15 protein-coding genes and 4 tRNA genes are annotated in these 17,256 nt (G+C 54.5%); 8 read left to right on the top strand and 11 right to left on the bottom strand.

The window, feature by feature from the left end:
• Positions 1 to 92 precede the first annotated feature (92 nt).
• Positions 93 to 473 carry an antitoxin Xre-like helix-turn-helix domain-containing protein gene (locus tag BLV67_RS00680; RefSeq protein ID WP_069785958.1) on the top strand — a complete coding sequence of 127 codons (381 nt, stop codon included), beginning with the start codon at positions 93 to 95 and terminating at the stop codon, positions 471 to 473.
• 537 nt (positions 474 to 1,010) lie between these two features.
• Here the strand turns inward: BLV67_RS00680 and BLV67_RS32185 are convergent.
• From BLV67_RS32185 to BLV67_RS00660, 4 genes are all read right to left on the bottom strand, one after another.
• Positions 1,011 to 1,652, bottom strand: coding sequence for a hypothetical protein (locus BLV67_RS32185; protein ID WP_141722681.1), 642 nt, complete (start codon positions 1,650 to 1,652; stop codon positions 1,011 to 1,013).
• A gap of 308 nt (positions 1,653 to 1,960) precedes the next feature.
• Complete coding sequence (locus BLV67_RS00670) at positions 1,961 to 2,494, bottom strand: SOS response-associated peptidase (protein WP_083269297.1); 534 nt, start codon at positions 2,492 to 2,494, stop codon at positions 1,961 to 1,963.
• A 27-nt stretch (positions 2,495 to 2,521) separates the two neighbouring features.
• Positions 2,522 to 3,820 carry a translesion error-prone DNA polymerase V subunit UmuC gene (gene umuC, locus BLV67_RS00665; protein WP_069785956.1) on the bottom strand — a complete coding sequence of 433 codons (1,299 nt, stop codon included), beginning with the start codon at positions 3,818 to 3,820 and terminating at the stop codon, positions 2,522 to 2,524.
• Entirely contained in the window at positions 3,810 to 4,238 is a 429-nt protein-coding gene (locus tag BLV67_RS00660) for a LexA family protein (RefSeq protein WP_069785955.1), read from the bottom strand. Before BLV67_RS00660 ends, umuC begins: the two co-directional genes overlap by 11 nt.
• A 197-nt stretch (positions 4,239 to 4,435) precedes the next feature.
• Here BLV67_RS00660 and BLV67_RS00655 point away from each other — a divergent pair, with 197 nt between their 5' ends.
• The 5 genes from BLV67_RS00655 to BLV67_RS00635 are packed head-to-tail and all read left to right on the top strand — an operon-like array spanning position 4,436 to position 9,079.
• Positions 4,436 to 4,867: a TIGR03757 family integrating conjugative element protein gene (locus BLV67_RS00655; protein WP_176727908.1), complete on the top strand. Its 432-nt coding sequence runs from the start codon at positions 4,436 to 4,438 to the stop codon at positions 4,865 to 4,867.
• Positions 4,864 to 5,805: a TIGR03756 family integrating conjugative element protein gene (locus tag BLV67_RS00650; protein ID WP_069785953.1), complete on the top strand. Its 942-nt coding sequence runs from the start codon at positions 4,864 to 4,866 to the stop codon at positions 5,803 to 5,805. The genes BLV67_RS00655 and BLV67_RS00650 overlap by 4 nt, the downstream gene beginning before the upstream one ends.
• Positions 5,806 to 5,827: 22 nt before the next feature.
• Positions 5,828 to 7,186: an integrating conjugative element protein gene (locus BLV67_RS00645; RefSeq protein WP_069785952.1), complete on the top strand. Its 1,359-nt coding sequence runs from the start codon at positions 5,828 to 5,830 to the stop codon at positions 7,184 to 7,186.
• 13 nt (positions 7,187 to 7,199) lie between these two features.
• On the top strand, positions 7,200 to 7,568 hold the full coding sequence (locus BLV67_RS00640; RefSeq protein ID WP_069785951.1) for a hypothetical protein: 369 nt from the start codon (positions 7,200 to 7,202) through the stop codon (positions 7,566 to 7,568).
• A complete protein-coding gene (locus BLV67_RS00635; protein WP_069785950.1) occupies positions 7,565 to 9,079 on the top strand; it encodes a conjugal transfer protein TraG N-terminal domain-containing protein in 1,515 nt (504 codons plus the stop codon). The genes BLV67_RS00640 and BLV67_RS00635 overlap by 4 nt, the downstream gene beginning before the upstream one ends.
• A 32-nt stretch (positions 9,080 to 9,111) precedes the next feature.
• On the opposite strand, the gene BLV67_RS00630 is transcribed toward BLV67_RS00635, so the two are convergent.
• The gene (locus tag BLV67_RS00630) at positions 9,112 to 9,435 is read right to left on the bottom strand and encodes an Ac45/VOA1 transmembrane domain-containing protein (protein WP_069785949.1); all 324 of its coding nucleotides are present in this window, start codon (positions 9,433 to 9,435) and stop codon (positions 9,112 to 9,114) included.
• A gap of 239 nt (positions 9,436 to 9,674) precedes the next feature.
• Positions 9,675 to 10,292: a hypothetical protein gene (locus BLV67_RS00625; protein WP_176727907.1), complete on the bottom strand. Its 618-nt coding sequence runs from the start codon at positions 10,290 to 10,292 to the stop codon at positions 9,675 to 9,677.
• Positions 10,293 to 10,368: 76 nt separating this feature from the next.
• Here BLV67_RS00625 and mobH point away from each other — a divergent pair, with 76 nt between their 5' ends.
• Positions 10,369 to 12,255 carry a MobH family relaxase gene (mobH, locus tag BLV67_RS00620; protein WP_069785948.1) on the top strand — a complete coding sequence of 629 codons (1,887 nt, stop codon included), beginning with the start codon at positions 10,369 to 10,371 and terminating at the stop codon, positions 12,253 to 12,255.
• Positions 12,252 to 13,571: a site-specific integrase gene (locus BLV67_RS00615; RefSeq protein WP_069785947.1), complete on the top strand. Its 1,320-nt coding sequence runs from the start codon at positions 12,252 to 12,254 to the stop codon at positions 13,569 to 13,571. Before mobH ends, BLV67_RS00615 begins: the two co-directional genes overlap by 4 nt.
• 167 nt (positions 13,572 to 13,738) lie before the next feature.
• Here the strand turns inward: BLV67_RS00615 and BLV67_RS00610 are convergent.
• The 5 genes from BLV67_RS00610 to clpB all read right to left on the bottom strand — a co-directional run bounded on the left by BLV67_RS00610 (position 13,739) and on the right by clpB (position 17,115).
• Positions 13,739 to 13,815, bottom strand: a tRNA-Pro gene (locus tag BLV67_RS00610).
• 188 nt (positions 13,816 to 14,003) lie between these two features.
• Positions 14,004 to 14,079 (bottom strand) — tRNA-Lys (locus BLV67_RS00605).
• Positions 14,080 to 14,084: 5 nt separating this feature from the next.
• A tRNA-Pro gene (locus tag BLV67_RS00600) sits at positions 14,085 to 14,161 on the bottom strand.
• Between the two features lie 10 nt (positions 14,162 to 14,171).
• Positions 14,172 to 14,247, bottom strand: a tRNA-Asn gene (locus BLV67_RS00595).
• A 303-nt stretch (positions 14,248 to 14,550) separates the two neighbouring features.
• Positions 14,551 to 17,115 carry an ATP-dependent chaperone ClpB gene (clpB, locus tag BLV67_RS00590; RefSeq protein ID WP_069785946.1) on the bottom strand — a complete coding sequence of 855 codons (2,565 nt, stop codon included), beginning with the start codon at positions 17,113 to 17,115 and terminating at the stop codon, positions 14,551 to 14,553.
• Between the last annotated feature and the right edge of the window lie 141 nt (positions 17,116 to 17,256).

Here is a 17,256-nt window from a genome sequence, read left to right as displayed (position 1 = left end):
CTTGTTCGCCGCAAAAATGACGCCTTTTCCGTGGAGGCGCATGCTGAGGCGGGCCTCTCTAAGTTAAACTGCCCACAGCAGAGGAGAACAGCATGATCAGTGGTGAACGTCTTAGCGAACAGCAAGCTATCACCGGTTTGAAGGTGGCTTTGCGGATCATTGGCGCCTGGGAAGCCACGCCCAGTCAAGCGTGCCGGATTCTCAGGATTTCGCCTGCGACCTACCGTCGCGTATCGCGTGGCATTGCTGCAGGTCAGCGGCTCGATCAAGATCAGCAGCAACGCATCGGAATGGTGCTGGGCATCCATGCTTCGCTGCGAAGGGTCTTCTCCAACCAGGCAAACGTGAGAGGTTTCCCTGGTTTCAAGAACGACAATCCGTTTTTTGCCGGCCGATCGCCGCTGGAAGTCATGGCTCAAGGCGACATGATTGCACTTTACGAGACCTACAAGCGGATCGAGCACCTGGACTAGCCAGCTGAGAGTGCGACCCGTATCACAAAGACATTGAGGACATCACCATCCTGCTCGACGGATGTCTAGAGCTATTGGCGGAAGTCAGTAAAGCCAGCGAAGAGCTCAGGGATTAGATGGCTGCGGGCGTCGGCTAGCGGTATTGATTATGCAATTTAAATCTCAGGATCTGTTCGGGCGAATCCTGGGCGCGCCAGACTTGTTCATCAACGCATGAAGGGCCTGAGCGCGCCCGCATGAGATATCAAACAAGAGCCGTAAGAGCATAAGCGAGCAGCCAACCACGACATTGTAGTTGCCCAAATAGACGGGACACGAGGCTTTTTTGTCGTTATGGATGGCACCTCGAAGCAGGGAAGCCGCCAGCTTGCTCAAGACTTGGTTCACGGTTTGGTCAAGGCCTACCAGAGCCAAATCGCCCAAGTCACAGATGACTCTAGACCAGATCTGGTCAAACAATTGCTCAACGGTATTCTGACTGAAATGCACCGTCAGTTGTTCACCAATCAGACCGCAACCGCGAGCTACCTGAGCCCATTAGCTAAGTCCCTTAGTCGCAATCTTACGGTCAACGGCGTTTTTTAAATGACAATCTTTGCAAACGGCTTGTAGCGTCGCTCCCCGATGAGCCTCAAGGGTATACACGAGCGCTGAATTGTCTGCGGATAGGCTGAAAGGCTCTTCGCTCCACCAATTGAAGCCACGGAATGCAGCATCAAATTCAAACGTCTGCATGTTGCGAATTGCCTGACGGGCTATCTCTTGAAATTCGGGGCTCACGTGATCCACTTCAGTAGAGGGAAGAAGGCCACATCGTTCGCAGATTGGAAACGAGCGCCTTCGCGCAGATAAGAAGGGGGTTGATGCCAAGCGCAGAGCGGATTCAATCCAGTCGTTCTGATCTCTAGGGTCTAAGCACTGAGACCATGACACCTTATGCCATCCATTTGGATCAAAGCTGCCGTAAAAGTCATATCCGCCACCTGGTCGATACGACATCCGGAAATAGCTCGGGCGCAGTTTGTGGACTGAGCAGTAGTAATGCTTCTCGGCGATCAGGCCAGAGATCAGGTCATCTGCAAAGACCTCCTCAAGCTTCCGCTCTTTGAGGCGTAACCGGATGCAGGCTCTTAACTGTGTTTTGTTCATCCCTGCAAAGAAAATTGCACCTCGTGACATCCGCTTGTCCTCCCCAGCCCGAAGGGCCCAATCTAGCGGCACGGTTGCTTTTATGCACGTGTAACTTTTGGGCGATAGATTCGTGACCAGCAACGCATCGGAATGGTGGAGCTAGTTACGCAGTTAGCTGCGTAGGTAGCCGCCCTGTCCATCGTTTCAAACCTGCAATAATGAACTCCTCATTTCGGACCGCCGGCCCATTTTAGAGTAGAGAATTTCTTGCGATGCAAATGTTGCTCGGGACGAAGATCTAGGATTCAGATCTAGCAGGATCTCCCAATTTTACCCCAAAAATAATCTCCTAATTATCAATTGCTTAAGATAATTAAATCGCTTTTGGGAGTAATAAAGGGTAACTCCCCTGGATCATCCGCATTGATGGTCAGCATGGTGAAGCTGTGCAGTTTCTCCCCGGTACCGGGAACACGCCACTGCTCCCATAGGCCCGCAATACCCATTAACTCATCGTCTGCCCGCACAATCCGCGTTGCAATCGGTTTACCCGTTCGCCAGTCTGGTTCGTAAATGGCCGCTGCAGGAATAATGCAGTGCTGGGCCTTTCGCCAAGCCGTGCGGTACGACGGCTTTTGACTGGCCGTCTCCGATCGGCAATTGTAGGTGCTGCGTACGATTTTGGTGTCCTTGCTCCAGGTCGGAATCAGCCCAAACGCGCCTGTCAGCGCTTCCAGCAACGCAGGCGATTCCTCGTCGACGTGCTCCGCACAGCGAATGAAAGGCCCGATATAGCCTGGGTACAGTTGCAACTTACCCTGCTCGAACGGCTCAACGCCGAATGTCTCGGCCACCCGCTGCGGCGACGGTGCTTCGTAATGACTGCACATACACAAACTCCCTCCGGATCCGATGCCTCAATTGGCATTTACCGTCCATAACTGGTCAAGCCTGGTGGTGTAGCCCGGACTTTTCAGCTCACGGCGCATCGCCCAGGCCGGCGCCGCCGGCACAGAGGCGGTACGCAGCGTGCCTCGACCCCAGCGGTTATTGATTTCGTCCAGGACGTTCATCACCTTGTCGGCCGTGGCAGGCTGTGTGTGCGCAAATAGGTCATCGGTAAATTCACCTGGTTGACGCAGATCCATCAGCAACACCTCGGCTTTGCTGTATCGGAACCCAGGCCGGAACAGGCGTTCCACTGCCCGCGTGGCTTCCTTGGTGATCAAGCGTACGTCATTGGTGGGATAGGGAAGCTCAACCAGCACGCCGTTAGCGTAACGTGCCTCGTCCGGGTTAAACATGCCGGTGCGAATGCTCACGCGGATCTTCTTGCACAGCGAATGCTGGGCTCTCAGCTTTTCTGAGGCGCGCTGCGCGTAGGTGGCCACCGCCTCCTTGATTGGCTCAAGTGTTTCGAGGCGCACGCCAAACATTCGGCTGCAGCAGATCTCCTGCTTGGCCGGCGCCGCATCTTCCAGGGCCAGGCACGACGTGCCGGCGAGTTCACGCACCGTCTTCTCCAGCACCACACTGAATTTACGGCCGAGCAACCCGGGGTCGGCCTTGGCCAGGTCCATGGCCGTGTGAATACCCAGGGCATGCATGTGCGCCGTCATACGTCGACCAATGCCCCACACCTCTTCAACGGCCGTATTACGCAACACCCAATCGCGTTTAAAGGGGTCGCACAGATTCACGACGCCGCCTGTTTGCGCCTGCAGACGCTTCGCGGTGTGGTTGGCCAACTTGGCCAGGGTTTTGGTGTGGGCAATGCCCACACCCACGGGAATACCTGTGTGTTTTAGGACCTTGGACCGAATCGTCCGCCCGAACTCTGTGAGGTCGCCCGGCATCCCCGAGAGGTCGCAGAAAATCTCGTCTATGGAATACACTTCGCTGTCGCAAACCATTGATTCTATGAGGGTCATCACCCTTTCAGACATTTGACCGTACAGCGCGTAATTGCTGCTGAAAGCCACAATTCCGTGCCGACGTAGCGTGTCCTTGATCTGGAAATAGGGCGCGCCCATTTTGACGTAAGGTTTGGCGTCGTAAGTACGGGCGATCACGCACCCGTCGTTGTTACTGAGAACAACAATGGGCGTGTGGGCCAGATCCGGCCGGAAAACGCGCTCAACGGCGCCGTAGAAATGATTGCAATCTACCAGGCCGAACACGGGCAAGCCCGCGTAGAGCGCAGTTCTAACGTGCATGGTCGCGAACGCTGTAGTTCACCACACCCCATATCACCAGTTCGTCCCCCTCCATGACGTACCTGGGCGGAAATTTGGGATTTTCGGCCATCAGTACCACCTGATCATCCAGCTTGTGCAGACGCTTGCACACGCACTCTGCATTGAGTGCTGCAATGACGATATCGCCATGCCGCGCCGTTTTGCTTCGATCAACCAACACCAGGTCACCGCTGAAAATCCCGGCGCCTTGCATGCTGTCGCCTTGGATCTTGGCCAGGTACATGTGGGGGGCTCGGATTTCAAACAGCTCATCGAGCGAAATCAATTTTTCAAGGTGGTCCGCTGCCGGCGATGGAAAACCGGCAGACACCTGGGAGGAATACAGCGGGAGTGATACCCCACCACTGGCAATGGGACCAAGAAGGGTCACGCTCATAAACCTGGCCTGAACAATAACTGTATGGATACACAGTTAACTGCGCAGCGGAGGTCACGTCAATTTGAGCCGACCAAATGCCCTCCGACCTGAATTGAGCGCTGTCGAAAACCCATACCACTCGAACTCCTATTTCTTACTGCACTGAACGCGGCCATCCGGTTTCCTGTACCTGAACCCACTTCAGGTACGGTGCGATGAACCCTTTCAATAAACCTTCCCGCACGACGAGGCTTTGGCTTGCCTGCATGGCCTTGACGCTCCTATCTGCCACAGCGCACGCTGAAACATGGGTCATCACTGATCAGGCACATCCTGTATCCGCACCTACTGCCGTGCGTATCATTCGTCTCGACGACCAGCAACGCCTCGAAGAGCTGCTGTCTCGACAGCTTCCTAACGATCAACGCCAGGCTGAAGCAACCATTCAGCGTTACTTGGCAAGTCCAGCCGGCAAACGTCTGCAAAGCGACCTGGTTCAAGCACAGCAGGGCATTACAGATGCCTGGAGTGTGGGGGTTGAAAAAATTCCCGCAGTTGTCGTCGACCGCCGCTACGTCGTGTACGGGGAGGCGGACGTGGCAAAAGCCATAGCGCAGATTGATCGAGCTAGGAGCCTGTCACGATGAGACGCTCACGCTTAGCGATCCGCCCACTGTCACTGGCCATCGCCTTCAGCTTGTCCTTCAGCGCATCAGCTGCGATCACTTCGGCCACAATCATTGCTTCGACGCTGTCGCCGACCTGTCTGGAATACAGAGTCGTCGGCATTTGCTATTGGCTGCTCTGCACACCCTTCGGCTGCAAGGTCAAAACTTCGACCAAGGTTCGTCACTACGTCCCGGACGCCGTGGTGTCTGCATACTCTAATACGGGGATGAACCCCTGGATAGAGATGTCGCCTCTCGGCACACCTAACCCGATGGCTCAAGCAGGTAACGATGGCACCACCAACCACGTCGCCGAAAACAACATGATCAAGTTCAAGGAAGCCGACGTGATCGGGCATCCTGGTGGTGCGGCACTGAGTCAGTTCGCCAGCGCCTCTGGCTATGTCTGCAAGGGCGCAACGTTACCACTTGTCCCCTACTTCCTCAGCACCCTGGACCCCATAGCCTGGCGGTACGGCGTACCTGAAGCTGTATACCCCGAGGCGCTCATCCCAGGGATGCGTGAGGTCGGTAGCCTGCTCACTGCAAGCAGCTGGGGGAATGTCTATCCACGCAGTGGTTTTCTTAATCAAGTCGATGACTACAAGACCGGTGCCGTAATTGCACAGCGCGCCGGTGACGTGACCACCCGACTGGGTCAGGTCCATGTCTACCTACCGATGCTTGCCCTACCCTACCCTGGTTACTGGCCAGCGGGAGCACTGCGCGAAGGTGACGCCTCCACCGGTAAGTGGCAGGAACTGACCCCGGTGCTCAATCCCACCTGCGCAACATTTCCAACCATCACACCCAATATCGATGCCCAGGACGGCGGATACGCCTGGGCGCTCTGGCGTCCGTATTCGTGCTGCCAACGTCGTGGCCAGACCTTTCTCGGCAGTACGGACTTCCTATGAACCTCAGTGATCGGAGCACCACATGAAACTGACACCCTTGGCGATCTGCCTCATCTGCTGTTTTAGCAGCGCAGTAGCTCAATCTGCTGACCCAATCAATGTCTCGTCCTCTGGCAGCGTCATCGGCGACGACGTGCTCTACAACATCGGCGGGGGGAACGCCGTGACAATGGGGAGCGCCGGCAACATGGACAGTATTTCCGTCGGCGGTGGCTGGAACAACAACCTGGTCTGCGGAAACATGAGCATGAGCAACACCCTGCAGAACCAGTTGAATGGTGCCACCTCTGGATTCCAAAACATCATGAGCTCGGTGGTGCAGAACGCCACCAGCGCCGTCGCCTCGCTGCCAGCCTTGATCCTCCAACGTGCAAACCCAGCGCTATACAACCTCATCACGAATGGCATCTTGCAGGCTCGATTGGACTTTGACCGGTCCAAGGGCACCTGCAGGGCCATTGGCGAAAAAATGGCGGATATCGCCGGCAATCAAATGGGCTGGGGCAAGCTCGCTGAAGGTCAAGCAATGAGCCAGGCGCTGACATCCAACACGGATGCAGTGTCGGCTGTGGAGCAGGTCGAAAAGAAAGGTGGCAACGATGGCGTCACCTGGGTTGGGGGTGATCGAGCAGGAGGTTCCGGCCAGAAGCCAATCCGCATTGTCGGTGACGTCACCAAAGCGGGTTACAACCTACTGAACAAACGCGCGGCCGGCGACACCGGCTCGATCAGCAAAGACAGCTGCAACAACGGCATGGTCTGCAATGTCTGGTCATCGCCCCAAGAGGCGACCTCATTCGCCAATCGCGTGCTGGGAGAACAGCAACAACAAACCTGTGACAGTTGCCCTAAAACGGTGACAGCAGCAGGTGTAGGCCTCACGCCGCTGATCCAGGAAACGTATGACACAAAGCTTAAAGCGCTGCAGGAGCTGCTGACTGGGAGCAAAAGTTTATCGGTCGAAAACCTAGAGGCCGCAAGCAGCAACTCTCTGCCCATCACCCGTGGTGTTGTGGCGGCTCTCAAGGATGAGCGAGATCAAGACGTACTCGCTCGCAGACTTGCCTCCGAAGTCGCGCTGTCGGATGTACTGGAGAAAGCCTTGACCCTTCAACGCACCCTGATGGCAGGTAGCCGAGAACCAAACGTCGCGGCTAACGACCTGGCCGTTCAGGCAGTCGGCCAGCAGAGCTCGTCGCTGCAACAGGAAATCAGCAACCTGAAGATGGAGCTGGACATGCGTCAGCAGCTCGCGAAGAACTCACCACTGACCATCATTGAGCGTGGTAAGGCTCGGGCAGAAGACTCACGCGGCGTGTTTCCAGGAGATCCAGAAACGGATCGCCTGAATCAGTTGCAATCACCTACCAAGAGCAAATAGTGAGGTGTAGGCCATGACTGATATTCAAGATCCTGTCGCCGCCCCCAACCGCTCACTGACTCGACGAGTCGGACGGGGCATTCTAGTTGTTCTAGGCACTCTACTAGCCGCTACAGCACTCGTGGTGTTACTCAACGCCGTCTTGATGAGCATGTTCGACAGTGCTGAGCAATGGCAAGCATGGCGTGTCGACAACTACTGGCCGCTCTTCACCTGGCGACTGATGCTTTATATCGCACTGACGGTTGCCTGGCTCAAGCTCAAGGCTCGTTTGCCGCAATCGAGGCGCAAAGGCCTGTTGAAGATCGAGGTCATGGTGGTTTTATTGTTTGCCATGGTTGAGATGAGCAAAGTGCTGTATCAGGCAGGAGGTGTCCAGTGACGCTCTACACCAATGACTATCTGGAGTACTACCTCACGCTGGTCGGCTGGATCATCAACAACGGCATCTGGGACATGATTTCAGATACCGGCCTGTTCGCCCTGCCCTTCTGCATAATCGTGATTCGAGAATGGCTCAAGGTCCGTGGTGAAGGGGCTGATGAGGGTAACAAAGGCGTGCTGTCACTGGCCCGAATCGAGACCAATATCTATGTTGGCTACGTCGTCGTCGCATTCTTCGCAGTCCCTGCCGTCAATGTGAGCTTCGATACCTTGGCGTTCGATCAAAGTAGAGCCCAGCAATGCCAGTACAACTTACCCAAACCAGCTGACACGGGCTGGAACACGACATTTAGCTCTTTGGCTGGAAAGAGTGCGCAGATGCCAATGTGGTGGGCATTTATGCATGCGTTGTCAAAAGGGTTGACCAGCGGGGCGGTCGCAGCCATCCCTTGCGGGACCGACCTGCGACAAATGCGAATGGACGTAAACAACACCAAGATCAATAACCCATTGCTGGCACAGGAAATCGGCGACTTTACTCATGACTGTTATGGACCTTCACGCGCCCGCCTCTTCATGCGTCAACCAGACATGGGCACGAAAGCCAATGATCCCCAGTTCTTGCAGGATCTTAGTTGGATCGGCTCCCACTTCTTGCTGAACACTTCGGGCTACTACGACACGGACTACTCCAAGACACCCAGAACGTCCTGGCCATACAACGCTTCGCGTGATGTGGGGTTGCCACAAGTGAGCGGAGGTGGAGGATATCCAACGTGTAAACAATGGTGGTCCGATAGCGGAGTAGGTTTACGAGATCGTATCAAAGATCAAGTCTCACCTGACCTCATGACAAAAATGCTTGGTTGGGCGAAGTGGCTGTCCCAGGACGAAGTGACCGACTCGCTTGTTCGGCAACTGGTCTCGCCGTCGAACCAGGTGAAAGGAGATGTTTATACAGACTACGGTGGGCAAATAAACGGGACGGTGTGGAATGGCGCAGCTCGCGCAGCCGGCACTCTTGGAGTTGCGCTGGGATCCATGGCCTACTTCCCGGCTATGGACATGGTTCGTCAGGCCTTACCAATGGTTATGGCGTTTTTGAAGATGGCGATGGTGATTTGCATCCCGCTTGTACTGATCGTCGGCGCTTATCAGTTGAAAGTAGCCATGACCATGACAGTGGTTTTTTTTGCGCTGATCTTCGTGGACTTTTGGTTTCAACTGGCAAGGTGGGTAGATACAACTATCTTGGACGCCCTGTATGGAGCAGGCTCACCCCATTTGTCATTTGACCCTGTCATGGGATTGAACGCTACGACTCAGGATGCAATCCTGAACTTCGTGATGGGTTCGATGTTTATCATCCTGCCAGTGTTTTGGATGGGCGCGCTGGGATGGGCAGGGGTGAGCGCAGGAAAAGCATTGGAAGGCCTTACCAGCGGAACAAAAGATGTTCAAAAGGCAGGTCAGGAAGGGGTGAATACTGTCAAACGTAGCGTTATGTAACGTAAGGGTCTCACATCATTGATAAGAGACCCTTAATCATCGTCGTCTACACGTTGACCAGCAACATAGTACCCATAGCCATCGGGGCCATAACATTGACCATACTCTATTTGGTTTCTGCGAGGCGTAGGTCTGTGATTCAACGCCCAGAGCCCTCCACCCAAAACCAAGGTAAATACTGCAACGCTGATAATCCCGCTGAAAATGTCTGCAGAAAAATATAGGAGTACGGCAGCCACAACCAGACGCTTGACCCAACGCAGGGTACGGTTCTGACTGCACCAAACGAGGCGCGCAGCCTGACCCAGGCCATAGCCTAAGCGATTTGCTACTCCCTGAGAGGTCTGTGCGGTCATGGTGCGTCTCCTTCTTACCCGGTCTAGGGGCGATTTGACATTACTTATAATACCGATTTTTCTCTGCTGCAAGATCATGAGACAAACGGCCCTTGCCTTCGGCACCAGATGCCCGCCCCCCTTTCACAACAAAAATGGCCCAAAAGGTAAAAGGTTATGTAGAAGCGAATGGAATGGTTCACAAGGGTAAAAGCCTTACCCGAAAGGGCCGCTTTCAGCGGGAAAAAGGTCCAATCTCATCAACGGATCTCCCGAGGCCGATTAATTTCAACTAACTCGGCTTCTGTCAAATTACTAAGCAAAGAAAAATAATCGGCTCTCGACTCAGACGTCAAGGGTTGGATAGGACCTAAATGAAGAAGCGTTGAAACGGCCTGATCAGGCGTCATCTCGCTACTAAGTGGGGCTCTCTGCCCAGAGTAATAAACCTTGTCAGACGCGATAGCTACATCCAGAAGTTCACGTACTTCACCATAACGAGCGGAACGCGCAGCGGTTAGAAAAACTCCATCAAAAACGACCAAGACGCTATCAACGTGAGGAATAATATATTTAGCTAAGGCGACAACCAGAGGAAGGTTGTTGTTCCACCTTGCTTCTTCCTCGTCAATATCATTCCCTACGCTAGCAAAAAGAATGATCTCGTCACACTTATTGTCACGTATCAAATCACAAAGTGCCCAAACATTATCTGAGGTTGATTTCGTAGCGTAGCGAAGTGAAACCATCATTTTTTTCCTCACATGGTCGATCTGCGGCGCCGTGCCCTTAGACCAAAACGAGGATAATTCTGCATTCCTTTCTGCGTCACCACCATAGAAAGATGGCTCTTCGCCAAAAGAAATACCCGAGACCACCAGTGATCCTTTCCTCTTGCTCGCCCCCCTTTAATAGGAGAAAAGCCTGCCCCATGAATCATTTACGGAGCAGGCGATGTTCTCTATTTTCCGCCGCAATAAAGCGCTACCCGCCCAAAGCCCCTCCCCTAACGGTTTTATACAGCCGGCCTCTAGCCAAGCACTACTGGCATCGCCACGCCGTCAGAAACTACTGGAGAACATTTGGCAGCGCGCATCGTTATCTCGCTCACAGTTTGTCGAGCTCTATCGGCGTCCACTTGAGCGCTACGCGGAGTTGGTCCAGCAGCTCCCTGCTTCGCAAAACCACCATCATGCACACCCTGGCGGCATGCTGGATCACGGGCTTGAAATCGTCGCCTATGCCTTGAAAATTCGACAGAGCTACCTGCTTCCTATAGGCGCACCGCCGGAGTCTCAATCAGCACAGGCTGAGGCCTGGACTGCCGCTGCGGCTTATGGCGCTCTGATACACGACCTCGGCAAGATCGCCGTCGACGTGCACGTCGAGCTGGCAGGAGGTAAAACCTGGCACCCGTGGCACGGCCCAATCGATCGTCCCTATCGATTCCGCTACGTGAAAGGACGAAATTACCAACTTCACGGAGCCGCTGCCGCACTGATCTACGCGCAGATCCTGTCCTCAGAAATCTTAGATTGGCTCAGTAATTTCCCCGAAGTGTGGTCGCAGTTAATCTTCATTTTGGCTGGTCAGTACGAACATGCCGGCATTTTGGGCGAGATCGTGGTCAAGGCCGATCAGGCGTCCGTCGCTCAGGAACTCGGAGGAAATCCAGCCCGCGCGCTGTCCGCGCCCAAACAGTCTTTGCAGCGCCAATTGGCAGATGGGTTGCGTCACCTGGTCCGAGATACATTCAAACTGAATCAACCCGATGGACCGTCAGATGGATGGCTGACACAGGATGCTCTTTGGCTGGTTAGCAAGCCTATTGCTGATCAATTGCGAGCCTATTTGCTGACCCAAGGCGTTGAGGGTGTACCCAGTTCGAATGCACCTTTCTTCAACATGCTGCAAGATCAGGGGGTGATCCAAACCAATGCCCAGGACAAGGCAATCTGGAAAGCCACGATAGACAATGGTCGTGGCTGGCGAAACACCTTCACCCTGCTGAAACTCTCACCGGCACTGATCTGGAATGATCCAAATGATCGGCCAGCAGCGTACCCGGGGACGCTTGAAGTAGAAGCTGGCAATCCGGCAGAAGAGCCCCCGACAGAAAACCCTATCGCCGCACCTGCGAAAACCTCGCCTGTAAACGTTGAACCTAATGCTACTCCAGCAGTTTTAGCGCCGGCAGAGTTATCACCCTTTGAAACACAGCAGCACCCTTCGAGCAATCCTGCCGAAATTGACGCACTACTGACACTCCTTGGTAATATCAATGAGCCATTAGAAGACACCAAAAATAATCAGGTCTCATCGGCCCATCCCGCGCCTCCGAAACTGGATGACATCCAGCCTTCCCAAACCTCCAATCAAGGAGGTGCGCCTTTAGCAATAATCGAAGAAGTCAGTCCGATGCCTAGCAATAACACCGAGATCGGTCAGGGATTTGTTGAATGGCTTAAGAAAGGCATTGCATCCCGGACCATCATTATCAACGATACCAAAGCGCTGGTTCATACCGTAGCAGGGACCGCTATGCTGGTAACGCCTGGAATTTTCAAGCGCTACGTCCTTGAATTCCCCCATATCGAACAGCAAGCCAAAGTACAGCAAGTCAGCGCCTGGCAGCTGGTTCAACGTAGTTTCGAGAAACAGAAACTTCATCGAAAAACGCATAAGAGTCTGAATATTTGGACCTGTGACGTCGTTGGACCTCGAAAATCCAAGCAGCTCAAGGGGTACTTACTACTAGACCCGCGAACAATCTTCTCTGAGGTTCCCTTCGACAATATCAGCCTGTCCTTGAAGTCAGAAGCAACGGAGCCGCCACAATGACGACGCCCTCGAATCTGACGGAGGAATACATCTTCGCCCATGATCTGCGGCCTGCCAGTGCAAAGATCTATCGTGCCTCGACCAAAGCACTACTTAAGCATTTCCGAACGGCCTCAGTTGAGGAGATCGATCATCGTGCGGTTCTGACATGGCGAAAAAAAGTCCTTGAGAACGGATTATCCAAACGCAGCTGGAACACCTATTCAAATCACCTTCGAACTGTTTGGGGCTACGCCATAGAACACGGCCTGATGACCCATACCACGATCAACCCATTCAAGAAAACCAGCGTTATCCCACCAAAGCGGGCCAGCAAGACAATCAATGGAGACGCCATCCAACGAGCACGCAACTGGCTCATATCCCTTGTAGGCCAAGAACGTTGTACGCATGAACGTAGCCAGATCACACCTGCCTGGTTCTGGCTCAGCGTCTTCGAGATGTTTTATTACACAGGCATACGTCTGAATGCCCTGCTGTGCCTGCGCTACAAAGATATCGACTGGGACAGCCAGATGATCTTGGTCCGCGGTGAAACAGAGAAGACCCATCGGGAGTTTTTCCTCCCCATTATGGAAGGACTCGCTCCACACTTATCCAGGATCCTGGGGGAGGCCGAGAAAATAGGTTTTTCACCAGACGATCAACTGTTCAACGTCAACAGATTCTCTCGTCACTTCCATGGCAAGGAAATGAACATCGACCAGGTGGAGTCAATGTACGGCAAGCTCACCGATAAGATCGGCGTGCGCATGACCCCTCACCGCTTCAGGCACACATTAGCAACAGACTTGATGAAGCAGCCTGAGCGAAACATTCATCTCACGAAAAGCCTGCTGAATCATTCGAATCTAGCGACCACGATGAATTACATAGAGGCGGACTACGACCATATGCGTGCTGTTCTGCATGAGCGGAGTCTGGCTCAGGGCGCTCTAAGCCGAGTGAGACGGGTTGATCCAAGTGGCACACCCTCTGCCCCCTTACCCGCCAAGATAGGTGTGCACTCACAGGAAACCGCTCAACCAGAGCCCAAGAAGCTGCCAGCTCCACAACAATCTAGCAGCACAGAGGTCAGTATTGATCGGCCGACCAAGTCGACTGGCCGAGGCGCGCTACAGAGGGCTCTCGAGCTCGCATCTGCGCAACTGCATCGCGAGTCAACGACATGCTCTATGGACCCACCAGTAGATCAAGTAGAGCAGAGTCTACTATTGACGCTAATGGCGAGCGGGCTTGGTGTCGGCACATTCAGGAAACGCACCTCAACTGAGCATTCAATGCGAAGCTCATCATTTTCCCGAGCATCGCCTTAGTACGATCATAGTCAAAGCGCACTGGCTATAGGGTATTCTGGTTGGCCAGAGGCTTTCGCATGCCCGGAATAAAGCACCAGGTCGAAATCCGGATTTTTTCAGACGAACGGTACCACTTTGCTCAAGGCAAAAAAAAGGCGCCATAAAGACGCCTTTTTCATTAAATATGGTCGGGGTAGGGGGATTCGAACTCCCGACATCCTGCTCCCAAAGCAGGCGCGCTACCGGACTGCGCTATACCCCGGAATGCGCATCGCAAAACCGATGCACATTGACATCATGACGAACCAAAACTACTGTTCGCCTCAGACGGCTGCATGTCTACGGCGATATCTAAGTGCTGTAACACTTTCCAAAACCGTAAAACCGCCTCTATCAGAGCTAGAACCTCTGATTCTAAGATTTGATTCCAGCGCTAACTGGTCTCAAAAATGGTGGGTCGTGTGGGATTCGAACCTACGACCAATTGGTTAAAAGCCAACTGCTCTACCAACTGAGCTAACGACCCAAAAATGGTCGGGGTAAGGGGATTCGAACTCCTGACATCCTGCTCCCAAAGCAGGCGCGCTACCGGACTGCGCTATACCCCGGTTTTGAAATTGGCTCCGTGACCAGGACTCGAACCTGGGACCCAATGATTAACAGTCATTTGCTCTACCGACTGAGCTATCACGGAACTACATATTTCAAATGTACAACTTCTACTGCTTTACAACCTTCTCTTCGGCTTGTCCGTATCGCTACGTTCACGTCTCTGAGGCGCGCTATTCTACAATCTTAAAAACCCCTGTCAACCCTTTAAATTGCTTTTAAGACAATGATTTGCGCTTGTTTCTGATTTCTTCTTGGGGAGAAGAAACCCGTGGGCTGACGTTGCTGCGGGGCGCACTTTACAAGCCTTTGCCTTACAGTTCAACGCCCTATCGAAAAAAAAGACCCCGCAATGCGGGGCCTCCTCTTATCGCCATACAGGCCAGGCTTAGTGGAAGACGATTTCGTCGTTTTCCACCGTGGCCGCCACGCTGGTCCCCGGCATGAAGCTGCCCGACAGGATCAACTGCGCCAGCGGGTTCTCGATCCAGCGCTGAATCGCACGTTTCAGAGGCCGTGCGCCATACACCGGGTCGTAACCCACCGCGATCAACTTGTCCAACGCCTCGCTGCTCAGCTCTAGGTCAAGCTCGCGCTCGGCCAGGCGGCTACGCAGGCGGCCCAACTGGATCTCGGTAATACCCGCGATCTGATCCCGCGCCAGAGGCTCGAAGATCACCACTTCATCGACCCGGTTGATGAATTCCGGGCGGAAGTGCGACGTCAGCGCGTCCATCACCGCCGCGCGCTGGGCCTCACGATCACCGACCAGCTCCTGGATCTGCGCCGAGCCCAGGTTGGAGGTCATCACGATCACCGTATTGCGGAAGTCCACCGTACGCCCGTGGCTGTCCGTCAACCGGCCATCCTCCAGCACCTGCAGCAAGATGTTGAACACATCCGGGTGGGCCTTCTCGACCTCATCCAGCAGGATCACCGAGTAAGGCTTGCGACGCACGGCTTCGGTCAGGTAACCGCCTTCTTCATAGCCCACATAGCCTGGAGGAGCACCGATCAAGCGCGCCACCGAATGTTTCTCCATGAATTCGGACATATCGATGCGCACCATGGCCTCTTCAGTATCAAAGAGGAACTCGGCCAACGCCTTGCACAACTCGGTTTTACCCACGCCGGTTGGGCCGAGGAACATGAACGAGCCGCTCGGGCGATTAGGGTCGGACAAACCCGCCCGCGAACGCCGTACCGCGTTGGAGACCGCTACCACGGCCTCTTCCTGGCCAATCACACGCTGGTGCAGCAGGCTTTCCATCTTCAGCAGCTTGTCGCGCTCGCCTTCAAGCATTTTCGACACAGGAATGCCGGTCCACTTGGAGACGACTTCAGCAATTTCCTCCTCGGTCACTTTGCTGCGCAGCAGTTGGTTCTCGGGCTTGCCGTGCTGGTCGACCATTTGCAGGCTGCGCTCCAGGTCCGGGATCACCCCGTACTGCAACTCGGCCATGCGGTTCAGGTCGCCTTTACGACGTGCTGCTTCCAGCTCCTGGCGGGACTGCTCGATCTTTTGCTGGATCTGCGCAGAACCCTGCACTTCGGCTTTTTCCGAGGTCCAGATTTCTTCGAGGTCCGCATACTCACGCTCCAGGCGCAGGATTTCTTCCTGAAGTTTTTCCAGGCGTTTTTTCGCTGCGTCGTCCTCTTCTTTCTTAAGCGCCTGGGATTCAACTTTCAGCTGAATCAGGCGTCGGTCCAGACGATCGAGCACTTCCGGCTTGGAGTCGATCTCCATGCGAATGCGGCTGGCCGCTTCGTCGATCAGGTCGATGGCCTTGTCCGGCAACTGGCGGTCGGTGATATAGCGATGGCTCAGTTTGGCCGCCGCGATGATCGCGCCGTCAGTGATCGCCACCTTGTGGTGCACCTCATACCGCTCTTTGAGGCCACGCAGGATGGCGATGGTGTCTTCTTCGCTGGGTTCTTCCACCAATACTTTCTGGAAGCGCCGCTCAAGGGCCGCATTCTTTTCAATGTACTGACGGTATTCGTTGAGCGTGGTCGCACCCACGCAATGCAGCTCACCGCGCGCCAACGCCGGCTTGAGCATGTTGCCGGCATCCATCGAGCCTTCGCCTTTACCGGCGCCGACCATGGTGTGCAGCTCGTCGATAAACAGAATGATCTGCCCTTCCTGCTTCGACAGTTCATTAAGCAGGGATTTGAGGCGCTCTTCGAACTCGCCACGGAACTTGGCACCGGCGATCAGCGACCCCATGTCCAGGGACAACAGGCGCTTGCCTTTAAGGCCGTCCGGCACTTCACCATTGATGATGCGCTGGGCCAGGCCCTCGGCAATCGCGGTCTTACCCACGCCGGGCTCACCGATCAATACCGGGTTGTTCTTGGTGCGACGCTGCAACACCTGGATAGTGCGCCGAATTTCGTCGTCACGGCCAATCACCGGGTCCAGCTTGCCTTCTTCGGCGCGCTTGGTCAGGTCGACGGTGTATTTGTCCAGGGCCTGGCGCGACTCCTCATGGTTGGGGTCATTCACCGCCTCGCCGCCACGCAGGTTATTAATGGCGTTTTCCAGGGCTTTTTTGCTCACGCCCTGGCCCAACAACAATTTGCCAAGCTTGCTGTTGTCGTCCATCGCGGCGAGCAGCACCAGTTCGCTGGAGATGAACTGGTCACCTTTCTGCTGGGCCAGACGATCGGCCTGGTTAAGCAGGCGCGCCAGATCCTGCGACATGTTCACGTCGCCGGTAGGGTTTTGGATTTTCGGCAGTTGGTCGAGCTCTTTGCTCAACTCTTTGCGCAGGCTGTTGACGTCAAAGCCCACCTGCATCAACAACGGCTTGATAGAACCACCTTGCTGTTCGAGAAGCGCCTGCATCAAGTGCGCAGGCTCAATCGCCGGGTGGTCGAGGCCGACCGCCAGGGATTGGGAGTCCGAGAGTGCCAACTGCAATTTGCTGGTTAAACGATCAATACGCATTAGTCACCTTCCTTTTGAGCAGGCCGGAGCTAGAAATACACATCCTGAATGAAGAAACCTGCCAGATACCCTTATAGATGGGGGGGATTCTGCAAGATTCAAGCAGCTGATCGTTGATGTGGATCAGCATTGATCCAAGTC

Origin of the sequence: Pseudomonas salomonii, assembly GCF_900107155.1 — a bacterium.
GTDB classification, from domain to species: domain Bacteria; phylum Pseudomonadota; class Gammaproteobacteria; order Pseudomonadales; family Pseudomonadaceae; genus Aquipseudomonas; species Aquipseudomonas salomonii.
Note: the sequence above shows the minus strand (reverse complement) of the source record. Positions and strands in the feature narration are given on the sequence as shown.